At 50.7% G+C, this 17,134-nt stretch carries 15 protein-coding genes, 1 pseudogene and 1 CRISPR repeat array; of the genes and pseudogenes, 1 reads left to right on the top strand and 15 read right to left on the bottom strand.

The annotated features are described in order from the left end of the window. Nucleotides 1-53: 53 nt before the first annotated feature. Nucleotides 54-415: a CRISPR direct-repeat array (repeat unit 32 nt; unit sequence ATTTCAATCCACGCACCCACGAGGGGTGCGAC). 168 nt (nucleotides 416-583) lie between these two features. From cas2 to CCE92_RS02775, 10 genes are all read right to left on the bottom strand, one after another. Continuing rightward, the gene (cas2, locus tag CCE92_RS02820) at nucleotides 584-874 is read right to left on the bottom strand and encodes a CRISPR-associated endonuclease Cas2 (RefSeq protein WP_088006007.1); all 291 of its coding nucleotides are present in this window, start codon (nucleotides 872-874) and stop codon (nucleotides 584-586) included. Between the two features lie 8 nt (nucleotides 875-882). After that, a complete protein-coding gene (gene cas1c / locus CCE92_RS02815) occupies nucleotides 883-1,914 on the bottom strand; it encodes a type I-C CRISPR-associated endonuclease Cas1c (RefSeq protein WP_088006006.1) in 1,032 nt (343 codons plus the stop codon). Next, a complete protein-coding gene (gene cas4 / locus CCE92_RS02810) occupies nucleotides 1,911-2,570 on the bottom strand; it encodes a CRISPR-associated protein Cas4 (protein WP_088006005.1) in 660 nt (219 codons plus the stop codon). The genes cas1c and cas4 overlap by 4 nt, the downstream gene beginning before the upstream one ends. Continuing rightward, nucleotides 2,557-3,447: a type I-C CRISPR-associated protein Cas7/Csd2 gene (gene cas7c / locus CCE92_RS02805; RefSeq protein WP_088006004.1), complete on the bottom strand. Its 891-nt coding sequence runs from the start codon at nucleotides 3,445-3,447 to the stop codon at nucleotides 2,557-2,559. The genes cas4 and cas7c overlap by 14 nt, the downstream gene beginning before the upstream one ends. Before the next feature lie 12 nt (nucleotides 3,448-3,459). Continuing rightward, entirely contained in the window at nucleotides 3,460-5,367 is a 1,908-nt protein-coding gene (cas8c, locus tag CCE92_RS02800; RefSeq protein WP_088006003.1) for a type I-C CRISPR-associated protein Cas8c/Csd1, read from the bottom strand. Then, on the bottom strand, nucleotides 5,368-6,087 hold the full coding sequence (gene cas5c, locus CCE92_RS02795; protein WP_088006002.1) for a type I-C CRISPR-associated protein Cas5c: 720 nt from the start codon (nucleotides 6,085-6,087) through the stop codon (nucleotides 5,368-5,370). A 188-nt stretch (nucleotides 6,088-6,275) separates the two neighbouring features. Next, nucleotides 6,276-8,696 (bottom strand): CRISPR-associated helicase Cas3', encoded by a 2,421-nt coding sequence (gene cas3, locus CCE92_RS02790; protein ID WP_241535840.1) that lies wholly within the window; start codon nucleotides 8,694-8,696, stop codon nucleotides 6,276-6,278. 222 nt (nucleotides 8,697-8,918) lie between these two features. Continuing rightward, nucleotides 8,919-10,253 (bottom strand): type I glutamate--ammonia ligase, encoded by a 1,335-nt coding sequence (glnA, locus tag CCE92_RS02785; RefSeq protein ID WP_088006000.1) that lies wholly within the window; start codon nucleotides 10,251-10,253, stop codon nucleotides 8,919-8,921. Nucleotides 10,254-10,291: 38 nt separating this feature from the next. Then, the gene (locus CCE92_RS02780; protein WP_088005999.1) at nucleotides 10,292-10,672 is read right to left on the bottom strand and encodes a MerR family transcriptional regulator; all 381 of its coding nucleotides are present in this window, start codon (nucleotides 10,670-10,672) and stop codon (nucleotides 10,292-10,294) included. Nucleotides 10,673-10,753: 81 nt separating this feature from the next. Beyond that, entirely contained in the window at nucleotides 10,754-11,986 is a 1,233-nt protein-coding gene (locus CCE92_RS02775) for a methionine gamma-lyase family protein (RefSeq protein ID WP_088005998.1), read from the bottom strand. A gap of 121 nt (nucleotides 11,987-12,107) precedes the next feature. Here CCE92_RS02775 and CCE92_RS02770 point away from each other — a divergent pair, with 121 nt between their 5' ends. Continuing rightward, a complete protein-coding gene (locus tag CCE92_RS02770; RefSeq protein ID WP_088005997.1) occupies nucleotides 12,108-12,710 on the top strand; it encodes a trimeric intracellular cation channel family protein in 603 nt (200 codons plus the stop codon). A 38-nt stretch (nucleotides 12,711-12,748) separates the two neighbouring features. On the opposite strand, the gene CCE92_RS02765 is transcribed toward CCE92_RS02770, so the two are convergent. The 5 genes and pseudogenes from CCE92_RS02765 to mutL all read right to left on the bottom strand — a co-directional run bounded on the left by CCE92_RS02765 (nucleotide 12,749) and on the right by mutL (nucleotide 17,109). Then, nucleotides 12,749-13,051, bottom strand: a complete 303-nt coding sequence (locus CCE92_RS02765) for a rhodanese-like domain-containing protein (protein WP_088005996.1) — start codon at nucleotides 13,049-13,051, stop codon at nucleotides 12,749-12,751. Continuing rightward, complete coding sequence (gene hfq / locus CCE92_RS02760) at nucleotides 13,052-13,300, bottom strand: RNA chaperone Hfq (RefSeq protein ID WP_088005995.1); 249 nt, start codon at nucleotides 13,298-13,300, stop codon at nucleotides 13,052-13,054. A gap of 27 nt (nucleotides 13,301-13,327) precedes the next feature. Next, nucleotides 13,328-14,268 (bottom strand): annotated as a pseudogene (miaA, locus tag CCE92_RS02755) (tRNA (adenosine(37)-N6)-dimethylallyltransferase MiaA). Next, on the bottom strand, nucleotides 14,265-15,188 hold the full coding sequence (locus CCE92_RS02750) for an alpha/beta hydrolase (RefSeq protein WP_088005994.1): 924 nt from the start codon (nucleotides 15,186-15,188) through the stop codon (nucleotides 14,265-14,267). The pseudogene miaA and the gene CCE92_RS02750 overlap by 4 nt, the downstream one beginning before the upstream one ends. A gap of 52 nt (nucleotides 15,189-15,240) precedes the next feature. Continuing rightward, entirely contained in the window at nucleotides 15,241-17,109 is a 1,869-nt protein-coding gene (gene mutL, locus CCE92_RS02745; RefSeq protein WP_088005993.1) for a DNA mismatch repair endonuclease MutL, read from the bottom strand. Between the last annotated feature and the right edge of the window lie 25 nt (nucleotides 17,110-17,134).

Below are 17,134 nucleotides of genomic sequence, written 5' to 3'. Positions count from 1 at the left end.
CACCCACGAGGGGTGCGACGTTTAAAATTCAAATTTTACACTATAAAAAATATATTTCAATCCACGCACCCACGAGGGGTGCGACACGAATGGGCCGGTATACTTTGTCACGGTCGCCATTTCAATCCACGCACCCACGAGGGGTGCGACCCTGATGGATGCGAATAAGCCTGTACAACCTACCATTTCAATCCACGCACCCACGAGGGGTGCGACCAACAACTTGACGGATTTGAAAGTGATTAATGACGATTTCAATCCACGCACCCACGAGGGGTGCGACGATGTTGGGAGGGCCAACTTTGCTGACTTATTTGATTTCAATCCACGCACCCACGAGGGGTGCGACGCCGAACCGGCTTCTTTTTCAGCCGGGAGAAATCATTTCAATCCACGCACCCACGAGGGGTGCGACAGCGGAAAATCGTAAATATTTTTTAAAAACAATCGATTTTTTGTGTATTTTCCGCAGTGTTACCTTCTTTTTTTACTTTTTTTGTAATTATTGCTCTTGAAAATATGGAATCCACCTGTCTTTTTAGTGCGAGCTTATAAAGGAAATCGTGAGCGCATGATCCTCGCACTAAAGGATGAGAGTACCTTCAATGTCCATGGATTCTTTTGCTCCGATGTGCTCCACCTTCGCCTTGTAGTTGTTTCCAAGCCGATAAAATCTAAGGCTGTCGAAGGCTGGATCAATGATTTGTTCCAATTGAATTTTTAATTGTTTGAACTGAGTCTCATCAACAATGCATTCGAAGACAGAATTTTGGACGCGCTGTCCGTAGTCCTGGCATTTTTTCGCAACTTTTCTCAGCCTTGTTTTACCTGCATCTTCAACCGTTCTTACATCATAAGTGATTAGGACCAGCATATCTTCACCTACTTCCAGAAAAATGGCGGATATTCATCAAGGTCTTTGCGGATAAAACGCGCAAGCAGCAGCGCTTGTGCGTAAGGTACCAGTCCCCAAGAGATTTTTTCACCCAGATAGGGGTGAGTGATTTTATCCTGTTTCCGTTCCTGCCAGGCACTGAGCACTTTTTTTCTTGTTTCATCATTCATGATGATGGCGCCGCTTTCCTTCCGGGCGAATCCTTTGTCGTTCACTACCCGATTGTTGATCAGAGAAAGCACGAATCGATCTGCATAGACGCCTCTCATTTCTTCCATCAAATCCAGGGCCAGAGATGCTCTCCCTGGACGATCACGATGGAGAAAGCCTACGTAGGCATCTAATCCTACCGATTCCAGTGCCGCTTTACTGTCATTTCCAAGCAATGTATAAGCAAACGAAAGCAAGGCGTTAACGTTATCCAGAGGTGGCCGTTTATTTCTGCCTTTAAAATAAAACTGTTCTTTCTGCTGGAGGATCAACTCATCAAACACTGAATTATAAGCGACGGCCGCATTCCCTTCTAAGCCTCGAAGTGTCTCCAAATCACTTACGACCCTCAACAATTTAAGCGTCTCCGAAAGCTGTGCCGAAATGGATTTCAGCTTTATTGTATCCACTCGTAATGCATGGTCCCGGCATGCACGCTCCAAGATCCATTTCTGATTATATAGTTTGCCGATAATGAAGTTCCGAGCAATTTCTGCGCTCCGCTGTTCACTGTCAGAAATCCTGTATTGTTCTTTTCTTAAAATCACGTTCCCCCGGGATTCTCCGGTCACCCTTGCGAGAAAATTCCCGTTCATCGTCATGAAACTGATAGCAATATTCCGTTTAGCGCACGCACCCATCAGGGCAGGGCTTGCTCCTGTATAGCCGAATGTACAGACAGCTTCAAGATTATGCAGGGGGACGCGGCCGATTATGGTTTCCTCTTTCCTGACCAGAATATTTTCTCCCTCGAGCGCCAGGTACGTGTCCGGTGAAGTGATGAACAGCGTATTCAGCAGCCTTTTCATTCCTGGATCTTCCCTTCAATATAACTGGAGACTGTCCTTTTATTCATCAGGGCCGGCATGCAGACATTTATCAGTGAACAGTTTTTGCAGAAAGGTCCGGTCCGTACTTTTGGCGTATGCCGCTGACTGTAATAGCTGTGCATTTCCCGGAACATACTTTTTACCTGCGCGCGGTTCTCGACGGTAATGGGAACCTTGAGCCGATCCCTCACCTCATTATAATAAATAGCCCCTTCCTTCACTTCGCAAAGCAGCATCTCTTCCAGACACATCGCTTGGGCAGTCAGCTGCAGGACATCGGATAAATCCTTTTTTGGCTTCCCCCGCTTGTATTCGACCGGAGTAGGAATGTACTTTCCATCCTCGCCCGCGAGTGCAATTCCATCATTTGCACGAATAAATTCCACGACATCGCAAATGCCGGAAACACCCAGCATTTTTGAATGGATTGGGAGAGCGCGAATGATCAGTTTGTCGCCTCTTTTTTCCCTAATAAACGGCTGATCCGCACGGCGGTGAACGTGCTGACCCTCGACGGTGCGCACGTTTTCTTCCCACTGCTGTTCAATATGGATAAGCGCCCACTGACGCCGGCAGAACACGAAATGCTGGATGCCGGACAGCATGAGGAAATCGTCTTCGTTATAGTCCGTCATACACTTGCACAGCAAGGCCTTCAAGTTCATTGACTTCCGCGGTGTAATCCTCGTACGATCTCGGTTCGTTCACACCATCCTTCAGACGGTGTGTCAGCGAGCGGTGGACTTTAGCCGATGAATGATTCCCGAGCTTGGAATCATGTTCCCACCAGTACACTTTGTTCACTTCAATGCTTCCTTCCGGCCGAGCGGACGAGGCATCATTTTCGAACAGCGTGACAAGCGACTGTCGGATTTTTTCCGCGTCTTCCGTCGTAAATCCGGTCTTTTCAGCGAGCTGGGTGTTGATGCTGCCATAACAGACATAGACGCCGAAGTCGACCCGATGCTTCATGCCCATCGTGTCGGATCCCCGTTTGTCCGGTTCACCTGCAGTGGTTGTCGAATTTACACTTTTGGTTATCTGCATGCTGGATATATCAATTGGCGCAAGACTGACCGCTGTATGGATGGAGACTGGCCCACGAACACCGATTGACACGCCGGAACCGCTGAACGCGAACACTTGGCCGAAACTGCGGACATCTGTCCAGGATTCACAAGCTTTTTCAGCAAACAGAAGATTGTTTTTGTTTTTCCCTTTCGACAGTTCCTTCAATTCTTCATTACCGTCCACCCGGTCCTTCAGGCTCCGGTAGCCGTCCGTTCGGCGGTCATCTGACTGCACGAGAATGGACTCGCCCATGTCCTGAAGCCGATTCCGGATTTTCCGTTTGATGCAGACATCCGAAATTTCACCGAAACCGTCATAATTTTGCCGTGGCCGGTTGCCGTTCAGCGGATCACCGTTCGGATTTGCGTTGCGCACAGTCAAGACCACAGCAAAATCGATTTTATGGTCCAGTACAGTCTTATTTTCTTCTGCTAACGTCATCTTGATCGCTCCTTAAGATTGGATTTGTTCTGTTTCTTCTTTGGATTCTTTCTTTTTGTATAGCTCGTGACGCTGGCTGTAATAGCCCAGCAAGTAAAGGCCACTGAGAGGCTTGTCCGTATAATCTTCAATATTGATCTTTGAGCCGATTTCATCGAGAATTTTACTCAGGTATGTGCCTTTCCCTCCAAGTTTCGCCTGGTACGGCTGCAGGTTGGACTGAATAATTGTCCACGTGCGGACCGGCCGCTGCGAGAATGCATTCATGTAGCGAATGGCATTTGTCGGACGCCCTTCCCCCTGATCAAGCGCTCTTCTTTCAAGCACGTCTGCGACTGCAAGCATGCGGCCGAACAAATAATCGCGCTGGGTTGTTTCCTGATCTAATGCCACATCATAGCCCTCCGTTTCGAATTGTTTCCTGACAAGTGCACATACAATACTGAGCGTCTTTTCCCATTCCCACGAGTTTCCTTTCGACCATTCGAACGCCACTGGATTTGAAGTTCGCTGGATCCCCTTCTTCACGATATCCCGCGGAACCGGACGTCCATCGACTACACACGGCAGAAGCCGTTCCACTACTTCCTTCACAAGCCGGTTATCCGCCCTGCCTCCGAATGCAGCGAACGCGATATCCTTGAACGCCGGCGCACCCCTGAAAATGATTTTCCGCTTTTCTTCGTTTCGCTTGTAGCGGTGCAGCCAATTGCACGTTTCGTGCCAATGACGGATGCGATCCAAATAAAATTCCTTTTCGAGATTGCGGTAATAGACAACGGCCATTCTGCCAGGAGTGGCAGCGTCCAGCACAAGAATATTCACTTCGGCTTTTGTATTCAAATCGTGCCGGTAGCCGTTTAAAGCCAAGTGGAGCTGTCTGGCATATTCCGAATAAGTTACGTCTCCAATCGCTTCATCTTCTTCATCCGCAAACAAGTTTTCCGTGTCCTCGAAAGGTTCCGGTACTGGGGATTGGTCATTGCTCCAGACAAGAAATGTTTTTCCATCGAAGCTGACTCCTTGTTTTTGGATGAGCCACTTTAAAGCATTGTGTGCTTTTTGTGAGACATCGTAACTGATATTAGCTGCTTCATTTCCAGCACTGAATCTCCCTCTGAAAGTAAATCCGCTTGAATCGTTAGCCGAAATTAATTTAGCTTGGTCCGCTGAATGCCGGATGCGAGAAGAATGCCTCTCTGTTGCAGGCAGGTATTTTCCCGCCACATAGCAGAGGTCATCACTTCCCAATTTCTCTTTGTAAAACTGAGTGAAACTCTCATAGACAGAATGATCGCGCCACAATCGGGATTCTTTATCTCCAAAAACATTCACTTTAAAGCGGACAAAGGAATCGCTTTGGTTGGCAGGTGTCACTCCATAAAGCTCCGGCTTTTCCCCATGCACTTCTTCCTGTTCCTTCGACCATTTCTCAATGAAACGATTATTCTCATCAACCGTGATGACACCGCTTTCAATCAGATCCCCGACAAGTCTCGCTTCCTTTAGATAAGCACATACTGACTTAACTTTCGGATGGGCGAATTCCGACTCACACCATTCCTGCAGCTGCTGAATGTAGTCTGCAAAATTCCCTTCTTTTTTCTTATCCCCTCCATATTTCATATAATCTCCAGCAACGTATGGCAGTTTATCAAACAACGGATGCGGAACCGCTTTGCTCGTCCGATTCGCCGATGTTTCAGTACAGGGAATGATTGTACTTGCATCATTTTTCTCAACTACTCTTGCGGAGACAAAATTACCATCCTCGCTGATCGTTACTTCTATTTGGGCATTTTGCGTAGTATGCGATATCGGCAGCAATGCATACTCCTGACCCCAGCGGTTGACAGCAAATTGTCCTATGAGAGAAGCGCTGTTATCATAAATCTCCACTAAATTCGCAAGCCAGCTCATTTACTCACCGCTCTCGTAAAAGATTTCATCGTACAGGCTGTCTGCGGTCTGGATTTGTCCATTGCTGAACATTTTCGGTTCCATGTCACTGATTTTGCGGACGAGCGTACATTCCTCAGGACGCGGGAATTTGATGACACCATTCTTCATGACAGCGCGCCAAAACCGTGACTCGAATGTATTCCCGCCGGTTTCATCCGGATAATTGAATCCGTGGAACATGACGCCGAAATCCAAATCTCCGTAGCTGTCATAGTATCCTTCTCCCTCTTCGAAATCCGTTGGTTCAACATATGCCTGGCATTCCCTCGTACCTAAGAAAACATCCCGGCGCCCGCCTTTGTTGATGGATCGGTTCGTGATAGAGAAATGTTTGTTCTCGTTCCAGTCCCCGCTGAGGTCTGGGCGATTCTTATTAAAGTAAAAGGTCGCCCGGACCTTATAATGCACGTTTCTTAAGTACGTATAGTTAGCCAGTGTATTTCCGCCGCCATATTCGATGGGTCTAATCCCTTTGGACTCTGTTTGGATGGGATTCATCACCCGGACTTCATCAATGACCCAAATTATCGATGGTTTCCAATAGATCGATTCAGTCATCCCTTTCAGCGCTTGGGCCGTGGGAATTTGATATGTCAGCTTCTCACCCCCAATTTTGGTTACAGGATCCGTGAATAACGCGTGCTCTCCATAAACTGAAAACTCGACTTGGTTCTTCAACACTTCACTTCCTTTCTAATACATAGTAAAAGAAATATCATTAAGAAAAACATAAATTAAACTACTTGATATGTCAAACAATTTTGTATTCTTATTTGTGTTATACTCTTTTTGTCGCCTAGTGGCGTGGATTGAAAATAATAAATAGTCATCAGAGAACCCATCAAGTTAATGATGGGTTTTTCTGTTTAAAAAATTGCCGTCTCCCATCTTCCTTCGCCTCCGGTATCCATTCCAAATTCGTCGTTATATGCGGCATCTGTTAACGCGAAAATCTCTCCGTTAAAAAGCGGGTACATATCACCGTTCTGTTCAAGTCTTCGGCGATCTGTATCAAACAGATTAATGGAATAATGCTGCGCTTTTTTCAGCAAACTGCCAAGCTGTTCAAGCGGGAGGTCCCCATTAAAATCGGCAATGAGATTTTTCCCTTCGTCACTGTACGGAACGAGTACGGTTGTGGTGGGACTGTCGATCACTTCGAAGTTGTCACCTGCCGTTTTAAACGCTTGCACGCTGACTGTCTTCGGCCTTTTGCCGTGATATTTAACGTAGCTGTTTCTGTATGTGGCATTGCTGCCTAAAAGGGAATGCATATCTTGTCCAAGTTTCGGAATAACGTAATTCATCTTGCCTTCAATCAGGTGGTAGTAGTATTGGAAGTACATCCGCATCGCGGTAGCCGACAGCAAATCCCCCTCGTATCTGTCACTGTTCTCCTCGAATTCGCTGAAAACGCGGGAAGCCGCAGTTTTCCCGTGAGTGATTTCTTCCAGTTTCGAAGTGTCCTCATCCGCCGACTTAATCACATAGACATTCCGTATCGGATCCTTGCCATGCCGGTTACATCTTCCGGCAGCTTGCGCAATAGAATCCAGACCGGCCAAAGACCGGTATACACAATCAAAACTGATATCTACTCCCGCTTCTATCAGCTGGGTGCTGACACAGACGACTTTTTTATCAGTATCAAGCACGCTGCGAAGGCACTCCAGTTTCTGCTTCCGGTGTGCAGGACACATTCCTGTACTTAAGTGATAAAGCAAAACACTATTATCTGCTCCATTCTGCAATTCGCCATAAAGTTTGCGGGCGGCGGATTTTGTATTCAGAATGACGAGCACGCTGTCGATTTCTTCGAGACTGTTAAGAACCGAATCCGCAAAGGCAGACGCAGAGCAAGGACCTTCATTAAGTTTGCTGACTATCTGAACCCGTTTGAATTTTTCACTGGCTTCCGGTAAATTCTTGATGATCTCAGGATTGTCTGACAGCTGAAGATTTTTCTTAACAAAATCTAGTCCCGGCTGTGTCGCTGTGCAAAGCAGGATGCTTGAATTCCCATAGTCCTTGAGAAAATTGAGGGCTTCATTGAACAGTGAAATACATTTGACCGGCACGGATTGAACTTCATCGAAAATAAGGATGCTGTTCGTCAAATTATGCAGTCTTCGCACATTCCGCGTACCGCTCGAATAAAACGTATTCAGAAATTGAACCATCGTCGTGAAAATAACGGGACTGTCCCAATTATCTTTCATCAGCTGGAGCTTTTTCTCTTTGATTAAATCCGACTCAGTTTTTGTGCCGGATTCAGAAATGATATTGGAGTGATGTTCTAAAACAGCGTCTTCGTCTCCTAAAATCCGCCGGATCTCCTGTGCATTCTGTTCAATAATCGTGGTGTATGGCAATATGTAGATGATTCTGTCCTTCCTGTATTTTTGCGCATGCTTCAGTGCATAGCGGAGACTGGCCAATGTCTTGCCTCCGCCAGTCGGAATGGAGAGTGTGTAAATACCGGATGGCAATTCTGCATGTTCGCTGCACTGTTCCGACATTTCGGATCGCAGTCGATTGATCGGATGAGCCGCATCCTGTTTTTCTTGAAAATACCCGATATGCCGCATTAACTTTTCATAGTGGGCCTGCCATATTGGCAGGCTGTCAATCGGCATTCCAGTTTCTTGGTTCATATCAAAATCCCTTGTATTCGTCCGGTCTGCATCGATCAGACAGCTGAAAATGAACTTTTGTGCCAAGGCAGCAGTAAACATACTTGGCTTTTTGTTCGGCTCCGCAGTAAAGAAATGCTTTGCCTCTTCATAGGCTTTTTTCACATAGCGATCGAAATCTCCTTCCGGGATAACTGTTGAAAAAAATTCAGCCGCCGCCTGTTCGTACCCATCCAGCTGTTTCTCTTCAGTCCGCCTGATGAAATCTGACGAATTTTCCGGATTGATAAAATCCAGTAAGCCCCCATGGTGACCGAGAATAGCCATCGCTGCCCACTCAATCGTTATTCGTTCCAATTGAGAAGCTGACGATTGATAATACCGTTCATAAAGCAATCTTCCGCCAGAAGTTGAATGATCTACAGACCCCCGCTTTACTGAACCAGGATCGGCAACCGCTTTTTGAATGTACGTCTTGAATTCGTCCGTATTTTTCCCTGCATCGTGCAGCAGACCGGCCAAACCAGCCACATGCTGCATCCCGAGTTTCCTGCCATTCCTTTCTGCAAGTTCACGGACTTCCGTCAGATGTTCCGCTACCGTTTGGATTTCACCGTCCGAACTTCGGATATGCGCAATAAAAGACAACCTCATTTCGCCCCCTGTCTTTTGCTGATTTCCTTCTTATTTCCATCATACAATAACACCCAGTGATTTCCACTAATTATTTTGATAATTATGGATTTTAATAGTTCTTAATGATTAAGCCTATTGGTACAGGAAACGTGACATTCACCGGGACTGTAAGCAAAGGAATTTAATCCGTTGCAATAAAAAAACGCCACTGGGGCGTTATGCCTCCAGCGGCGCTGCTTCTTAATACATTTTTAAATACTGTTCCCGCTCCCACGGATGGACGGCGGTCCGGAACATGTCCCACTCGATTTCTTTCGCTTCCACGAAGTTGCGGAAGATGTGTTCTCCGAGGGCTTTTCGGATCACTTCATCGTTCTCAAGTTCGTTGAGCGCTGAATGGAGTGTTCCCGGAAGGTCCTCGATGCCGACCGCTTCGCGCTCGCGTTTATTCATAGCGTAAATGTTGCGGTCGACCGCTTTCGGCGGTGTCATCTTCTTTTTGATGCCATCGAGTCCGGCGGCAAGGAGTGTAGCCATCGCGAGATACGGATTTGCTGCCGGGTCGACGGAACGGACTTCCACGCGCGTCGACATGCCGCGTGAAGACGGCACCCGGATGAGCGGACTCCTGTTCTGGCCGGACCAGGCGATGTAGCAAGGCGCTTCATAGCCGGGAACGAGGCGTTTATAAGAGTTGACCGTCGGGTTGGCGATCGCCGTGAATCCTTTCGCATGTTCGATGATTCCGCTGATGAAGCTGTATGCCGTATCGCTCAGCTGCATTTCACCATTTTCGTCGAGGAACGCATTTTTATCGCCCTGGAACAGCGACAGGTTCATGTGCATGCCGGAACCGTTCACTCCGAACAGCGGCTTTGGCATAAAGGTGGCGTGGAGGCCATGTTTGCGGGCGATCGTCTTGACGACCAGCTTGAATGTCTGGATCTGGTCGCATGCCTTGATGGCATCCGCGTACTTGAAGTCGATCTCATGCTGACCGGGTGCCACTTCGTGGTGGGAAGCTTCGATTTCAAAACCCATTTCTTCCAGTTCAAGCACAATGTCGCGGCGGCAGTTCTCACCGAGGTCGACAGGCGCCAAATCAAAGTAGCCGCCATGGTCGTTCAGTTCAAGGGAAGGCTCTCCGCTCTGGTCCAGCTTGAACAGGAAAAATTCAGGTTCCGGTCCGAGATTGAAGTCCGTGAAGCCGAGCTCCTGCATTTCCTTCAGCACCCGCTTCAGGTTCGCGCGAGGGTCGCCGGCAAAAGGAGTGCCATCCGGATTGTTGACATCACAGATCAGGCGTGCCACTTTCCCTTTACCTGTGATCCACGGGAACACCACCCATGTATCGAGGTCCGGAACGAGCTGCATATCCGATTCCTCGATCCGGACGAACCCTTCAATGGAAGAACCATCGAACATCATTTTATTGTCCAGCGCTTTATCCAGCTGGGAAATCGGAATTTCAACGTTTTTAATCGTGCCGAGAATATCGGTGAACTGAAGCCGGATAAAATTGACGTCTTCTTCCTTGACGAGACGGCGGATGTCATCTTTCGTGTACTTGCCCATTAACCTTTCACTCTCCTATTTCATAATATGTACCCGCATCAGTTATAGAAGCGGGATAAATCCCCTTGTCTGACGGAACTCCGGTGGCCATGCGAATTCATCATTTCCATCCGCAAGTACTCCCTCAAGTCTTCCTCTGTCATCTGTTTCGGTTCCCCGGCGGCCAGCGGAGGCTGGGCTTGCATATCCAAAATCTTACGGATGCCCGCCAGGTTGATGCCCTGCTCCAAATACTCTTTGATTTCGAGCAGGCGGTCTACATCGTTCAGCGAAAACATGCGTTTGTTGCCCGCGGTCCGTGCGGGGGAAATGAGCTGCTGATCCTCGTAGTGACGGATCTGGCGTGCCGACAGTCCGGTCAGTTCCATGACAATGCTGATCGGAAGCAGCGGCATGGTGCGGCGGACTTGCTGGTTCATTTTCCTCACCTCACTGTCATTACCCTTTCATCATACCTCATGTCACGTTGTTTGTCAAATCAATGTAATGAAAACTGACATTCAATCGATCAGTGCTTTCGTCTTCAATTCCTCCAAGGCTGCCGTAACTGCGATTTTAACATGTTCGAACGTCAGACCACCTTGGACGAAAGCCGTAAATGGAGGACGGATCGGTCCGTCAGCCGTCAGCTCGATGCTTGAGCCTTGGATGAAAGTGCCGGCTGCCATGATGACGTCGTCCGTATAGCCCGGCATGTAATCCGGCACCGGCCGGTAGTGGGCGTTTACCGGCGAATGAGCTTGGATCGCCTGACAGAACGCGATCATTTGTTCAGCCGAACGGAAAGAGACCGACTGGATCAGGTCTGTCCGTTCTGATGAGAAATGGGGGTTAGTCACCATCCCGTATTCTTCGAGCAGGGCGGCAGTGAAAATCGCCCCTTTCATCGCCTGCGCGACAGTATGGGGAGCCAGGAAGAAGCCCTGATACATATCACTCAGCGTGTTCAGGGATGCCCCTGCTTCTCCTCCTATACCCGGTGACGTCATCCGGTACGCACATTTTCGTATCAGATCCTCTCTGCCGGCGATGTAGCCGCCGATCTTAGCGAGGCCGCCCCCTGGATTTTTGATGAGTGAACCCGCCATTAAATCCGCGCCCGCTTCGATCGGTTCTTCCGTCTCCGCGAACTCTCCGTAGCAGTTGTCCACGAAAATGACGGCATCTTCCTTCACCAGCCGGATCCGCCGGACCATCTCCCGGATCTCTGCTACAGTGAATGAAGGACGGGTGTCATAACCGCGGGAGCGCTGAATGGCCACCACTTTCGTCTTTTCCGAGATCGCTTCTTCCGTTGCCGGCCAGTCGATTCCATTGTCTTTCAAATCGATATGCCGGTAGGAGATGCCGAAATCAGCCAGCGAACCTGTATCTTCGGATCCGCCCGACACGATGGACTGAAGCGTATCGTACGGCCGGCCCGTAATGTACAGGAGTTCGTCACCCGGCCGGAGAATACCGAACAAACTGATGGTGATCGCATGCGTCCCGGAGATGATCTGGGGCCGGACCAGCGCCCGTTCAGTCCTGAATACATCCGCATACACACGTTCCAGCGTATCCCTTCCCTCATCATCGTAACCATAGCCGGTCGATGGATTGAAGTGGTAATCACTCACTTGATGCCGGCGGAACGCGTTCAGTACTTTTTCCTGGTTGATCATTGCAATATCATCCGTCCTTTCCAGTTGCGGGCGGATTTTCTGTTCAATTTCCTTTGCTGTCACACGCATAATGAATCTCCTATCTTGTAGTGAATGAATGTCAAATAAAAATGCTTGAAATCCCCGCAGGTTTTGCTAAAATTCAGTGAGCTGAATCAACACCATCTAGAGCGGAAAGGGGGGCAGTCATATGTCTTGGGAAGTGCTCAGTACGATCGGAACTGCCGCATTCGCCATTTCGGGTGCGTTTATTGCGATGGAAGAGGAGTACGATATTTTTGGCGTCTATCTCCTTGGAATCATCACGGCATTCGGCGGCGGTGCCGTCCGGAATCTGCTGATCGGGATTCCGGTTTCTTCTTTATGGGAACAGGAGATGCTGTTTCAAGTGGCACTGCTCGCCATCACTGCCGTGTTTTTGTTTCCGAACAATGCGCTCCGCCACTGGAACCGCTGGGGCATTCTGTTCGATGCTGTCGGGCTGAGCGCTTTCGCTGTACAGGGAGCGATCCATGCAGTCGAACTCGAACTGCCGCTGGCGGCGGTCGTTGTGGCAGCGGTGCTGACCGGATCCGGCGGCGGAATGATCCGGGATGTACTGGCCGGCCGGAAACCGCTTGTGCTCCGTGCGGAGATATACGCTGTCTGGGCCGCGCTCGCCGGGCTCGTGATCGGGTTAGGGATCATCCATACCGACACGGGGCTCCTGCTGCTTTTCGCGCTCATCGCAACGCTCCGGATTCTGTCCTATATCCTGAAGTGGCGGCTGCCGTTCCGTCACATCACCAATTAAACAGGAAGAGGCTGCCGGAAACCGGCAGCCTTTTTTCGTCATTTTGCAATTGTCTCTCCAGTCCATTCGAGCATTCCGCCTTCGACGTTTGTCACCTCGAAGCCTTCACTCTCCAAAAAGGCGCATGCGTGCGCACTTCTGCCGCCGGAACGGCAAATGACCGCGTAGCCGGCACCTGTCTCCAGTTCCGCCGCCCTCGCCGGGATTTCCCCGAGCGGGATATGGAGTGCCCCCGGAATCATCCCGTACGCCACTTCTTCATCCTCCCGGACATCGAGCACCGCGATCCGCTCACCGGTCTCGATTTTTTCCCGGAGTTCTTCTGCTGTCATGGTCTTCACTCAGGTTGTCTCCTCCTGCTTCGTTTCCTGCTGCAGATTCAGCTGGACGGGTTTTGCCGGAACGAATGTCGAGATCGCATGCTTGTATATCAGCTGCTGACGCCCGTCCGTTTCCAGCAATACCGTAAAGTTATCATACGATTTGACAATGCCTTTCAATTGAAAGCCATTTGTCAAAAAAACCGTAACATGTGTATTATTCCGGCGGAGCTGATTTAAAAAAACATCCTGCATATTGGCGAGTTTCATCCTCGTACCCCCTATATTTTCTCTGGCTCAGTCTTTTGGCCTCACTTGTGTTATTCGACCAGACCTGCTTTTTTCCTGCAAAAAATATTCAATTTCGCTGACAATTTCCGTTTTCGGCTTCAAAGCATCCACCCAGTGGACCGGAAGTTTGTTGCGGAAGTACGTAAATTGCCGTTTTGCATAATTACGGGAATTTTTTTCAGCAGCTCGATGGCCGCTTCCCTGGAAAGGTCCCCTTGCAGGAAGGAGATCAGTTCCCGGTAACCGATCGCCCGTGCCGCCTGTGAATTTTCCAGGCCTTCATCCATCAGCCATTCCGCTTCTTGCAAAATCCCGCTGCCGATCATCCGGGCGACCCGTGCGTTAATCCGTTCGTACAGGATATCGCGCGGAACATCTAGCCCGAAAATGACGGCATCGTATACCGGTGCGCCGCTGCGGCTTCCGTCCTCGAGGCTGCCTCCGCTCAAAAGGATTTCCAGCGCCCGGAGCACACGGCGTGTGTTGTTCGGATGAATGGACGCGTCCGGGTCCAGTGCCATGAGCCGCCGGTGCATCGCTTCCGGTCCTGTCTTTTCCAGATCACGCTCCAGTTCCCGGCGGAGGCCCGGATCCGTTTTCCTCTCGGCGAAACGGAAATCGAACAGCACTGCCTGCACATACAGGCCCGTTCCGCCGACAATGATCGGCAATTTGCCCCTGGACCGGATTTCCTCAATTTTCCCTCTGACGAGCCGCTGGTAATCCGCGACAGAAAATGAGTCCCCGGGCTCCAGGATATCGATCAGGTGATGGGGCACGCCGTCCATTTCTTCCGCCGTTATTTTGGCTGTCCCGACATCAAGCCGCCTGTAGACCTGCATCGAATCGCCATTGATGATTTCCCCATCCAGCCTCTTTGCGAGGCCGATGCTGAGATCGGTTTTCCCGGAGGCGGTCGGCCCGATGATCGCCACCACATCCGTCATTCGAGATCCCTGTCCATCCAGCTGGCGATGACAGCGTAGTAGCGTTCTTTATCCAATTCGTTGATCAGTTCATGACGCGCACCTTCCGCCAGGTAGACCGTGACATCGTCCACCCCGGCATCCGCCATCTGCCGGGCGGCCATGAAAACACCTCTTCCGAGATCCCCCACCGGGTCACGGGAGCCGCTGGCAAAAAAGACAGGAAGCCCCTTTCGGATTTTCCGGACCTCCTTCATGTCATGGATCAGGGAAATGCCGCTGAACAAATCGATATAAAACTGATTGGTCGGAATAAAGCCGCAAAGCGGGTCGGAGATATAGGAGTGGACGATGGCCTCATCGCGCGACAGCCAGCCGAATCCCGCGTCCGCATCCGGGAACTGGGCATTGAACTGGCCGAACATGACCGCCGTCAATAAGTTGTTCCGCTGTTCTTTGCCGAATGCGCGCGCCATCGCCTGCGCATAGGCTTTTGCCGCATGCCCCTGGTACTTGACACTTCCGCCGGTTCCGGAAAGCACCACTTTCCGGACGCCGTCACTGTAGAGCTGGATATACCGGCGGGCGATATAGGAGCCCATGCTGTGCCCGAACAGGATGAACGGAAGATGCCCGAGCCGTTCATTCGTGATGCTGATGACGCGGCGCGCGTCTTCTGTCACACGGGCGAAGCCGTCCCGCTCCGCAAAAAATCCGAAGGTCCCGTTCCGTTTCGCCGTGTAACCGTGTCCGCGCTGATCGTGACCGGTCACGGCATATCCCTGCTCGGTCAGGAAGCGGGCGAAGTCATCGAAACGCTCGATGTGTTCCGCCATTCCGTGCAGCAGATGGACATGGGCTTTCGGGGATTCCGGGATCCACGACACGGTATGAAGCTTAAAGCCATCTTCCATTTCAAGAAACTCTTCCGTTTTTTTCATCACACTTCCCCTTCCGATTGTACCTGCTGCCATTTTTCCCTGTTATTCCTTTTCACATGACGCGTTTAAACATCTTCTCGAGGTCATAAGAAGTGAAATGGATGATGACCGGCCGGCCGTGCGGGCAAGTGTACGGCTGATCCGCCGCTTTCAGATCGGCCAGAAGCCGTTCCATTTCGTGTTTTTGCAGGAAGTGGTTCGCTTTGATCGATCTTTTGCAGCTCATCATGATCGCCGCTTCTTCCCGCAGCTTTTTCACGTCCGTCTTCCGGTCTGTCAGCACTTGCTCGATCAGCCCTTCGATCGTCTCCTGCTCGGCCCCTTCCGGGAACCAGGCGGGATGTTCCCTGACAATGAACGAAGTGTCCCCGAACTCTTCCAGGAAGACCCCGCTTGAGTGGAGAAGATCAAGCGAATGGCGGAGGCGGTATGCTTCATCCCGGCTGTAATGGAACGTCAAGGGCAAAAGAAGCGTCTGCCGTTCGCTGCTGTCCACTTCACCTGCTTTTTCCCGGTAGAATTCATACTTGATCCGCTCCTGCGCCGCATGCTGGTCGATCAGGTAAAAGCCGTCTTTGCTCTGCGCGACAATATACGTCCCGTGGACCTGGCCGACCACTTCCAATTCCGGAAACGGCTTCGCTTCTTCCCGCAGCTCTCCGGATTCCCCGTCTGAGGTGTCCCCTTCAGACCATCCGCCGACCGGTTCCGGCTCAGCTTCCGGATAGGAAGAAGCGGTTTCGCCGACTGACGGCAGTTTCCCGCTCGAAGGCGGAGCTTGTTCCACCTCCCCCGTCACTTGTCCAGCCGGCTTATCGGACGGAGTTTGCACGGGAATGGAATTCTCTTCCGGAGACGATGCCGCTTTCCAGAATTCCAGCTGTGCATCCCTTCTCGGCTGCCGCTGCTGGGGTTTTTTCTCGATGACCGGTGCCTTCACCGCATTCCGGATCGCTGATTTCACGGCCTCCTCGATCAGCCGGAGCAGCTCCGCTTCTTTGCTTAACCGGATCTGCTGCTTGGAAGGATGGACGTTGACATCCGTCAAATACGGATCGCCCTCGATCCGGATGACCGCGATCGGGTAGCGTTCGATCGGCAAATACGTGTGGTACGCTTTCTGGATCGCCCGCACTGCTGCATAATGCTTCACCCATCGGCCGTTCACGAAAATGGAGACATAGTTCTTATTCGCCCGCGTGATTTCCGGAAGGGAAATAAACCCTGAAACCCGGTAGTCGTGAGTCGCACCTTCGAACGGAATCATCTTCCGTGCCGTCTGGACGCCATAAATATCCGCGAGCACCCGGCGGATGTCGCCGCTCCCGGCTGTTTCCAGCAGGACTTTTCCGCTGTGGACGAGCCGGAAAGCGACTTCCGGACGGCTGAGCGCGAAGCGGTTCATCAAATCGATGATGTGGCCGAGTTCGGTCTGCAGCGTCTTCATGTATTTCAGGCGGGCCGGCGTGTTATAGAAAAGCTGTTCGACCGAAATATCGGTCCCTTTCCGGAGTGCCGCCGCGGATTGGCCGGTGATCCGGCCGCCATCCGCCTGGATCCGGGTTCCGACTGTACCGTCGGAAGTCGACAGTGTCACTTTGGAGACCGAAGCGATACTGGCCAGCGCCTCCCCTCTGAATCCGAGCGTCCGGATCCGGAACAGGTCGTGTTCATTGCTGATTTTACTGGTGGCATGACGGGCGAAAGACAGCTCGGCGTCTTCGCTGTCCATGCCGTTCCCGTCGTCGATGACCTGCACACGTAACAGGCCCGCCTCCTCCAGGAGCACTTCGATCTTCATTCCGCCGGCATCCAATGCATTCTCGACCAATTCTTTCACGACAGAAGCCGGCCGTTCCACCACTTCCCCGGCCGCGATTTTATTCGACAGCGGTTCATCCATCAGTCTGATCCGTCCCACATGCACCCTCCTTTCCTTCCCTGGC

The sequence above is a fragment of the Indiicoccus explosivorum genome (assembly GCF_002167005.1).
In the GTDB taxonomy this organism is placed as follows: Bacteria; Bacillota; Bacilli; order Bacillales_A; family Planococcaceae; genus Indiicoccus; species Indiicoccus explosivorum.
Note: the sequence above shows the minus strand (reverse complement) of the source record. Positions and strands in the feature narration are given on the sequence as shown.

What these genes read in the sequence shown, in the direction of transcription:
- CCE92_RS02780 (WP_088005999.1), bottom strand. Translation starts at nt 10,672, where the DNA reads ATGAACCAGCAAGTCCGCCGCACCATGCCGCTGCTTCCGATCAGCATT.
- CCE92_RS02770 (WP_088005997.1), top strand. Translation starts at nt 12,108, where the DNA reads ATGTCTTGGGAAGTGCTCAGTACGATCGGAACTGCCGCATTCGCCATT.
- CCE92_RS02750 (WP_088005994.1), bottom strand. Translation starts at nt 15,188, where the DNA reads ATGAAAAAAACGGAAGAGTTTCTTGAAATGGAAGATGGCTTTAAGCTT.
- cas8c (WP_088006003.1), bottom strand. Translation starts at nt 5,367, where the DNA reads ATGAGCTGGCTTGCGAATTTAGTGGAGATTTATGATAACAGCGCTTCT.
- cas4 (WP_088006005.1), bottom strand. Translation starts at nt 2,570, where the DNA reads ATGACGGACTATAACGAAGACGATTTCCTCATGCTGTCCGGCATCCAG.
- CCE92_RS02775 (WP_088005998.1), bottom strand. Translation starts at nt 11,986, where the DNA reads ATGCGTGTGACAGCAAAGGAAATTGAACAGAAAATCCGCCCGCAACTG.
- cas7c (WP_088006004.1), bottom strand. Translation starts at nt 3,447, where the DNA reads ATGACGTTAGCAGAAGAAAATAAGACTGTACTGGACCATAAAATCGAT.
- glnA (WP_088006000.1), bottom strand. Translation starts at nt 10,253, where the DNA reads ATGGGCAAGTACACGAAAGATGACATCCGCCGTCTCGTCAAGGAAGAA.
- cas1c (WP_088006006.1), bottom strand. Translation starts at nt 1,914, where the DNA reads ATGAAAAGGCTGCTGAATACGCTGTTCATCACTTCACCGGACACGTAC.
- hfq (WP_088005995.1), bottom strand. Translation starts at nt 13,300, where the DNA reads ATGAAACTCGCCAATATGCAGGATGTTTTTTTAAATCAGCTCCGCCGG.
- cas3 (WP_241535840.1), bottom strand. Translation starts at nt 8,696, where the DNA reads ATGAGGTTGTCTTTTATTGCGCATATCCGAAGTTCGGACGGTGAAATC.
- cas2 (WP_088006007.1), bottom strand. Translation starts at nt 874, where the DNA reads ATGCTGGTCCTAATCACTTATGATGTAAGAACGGTTGAAGATGCAGGT.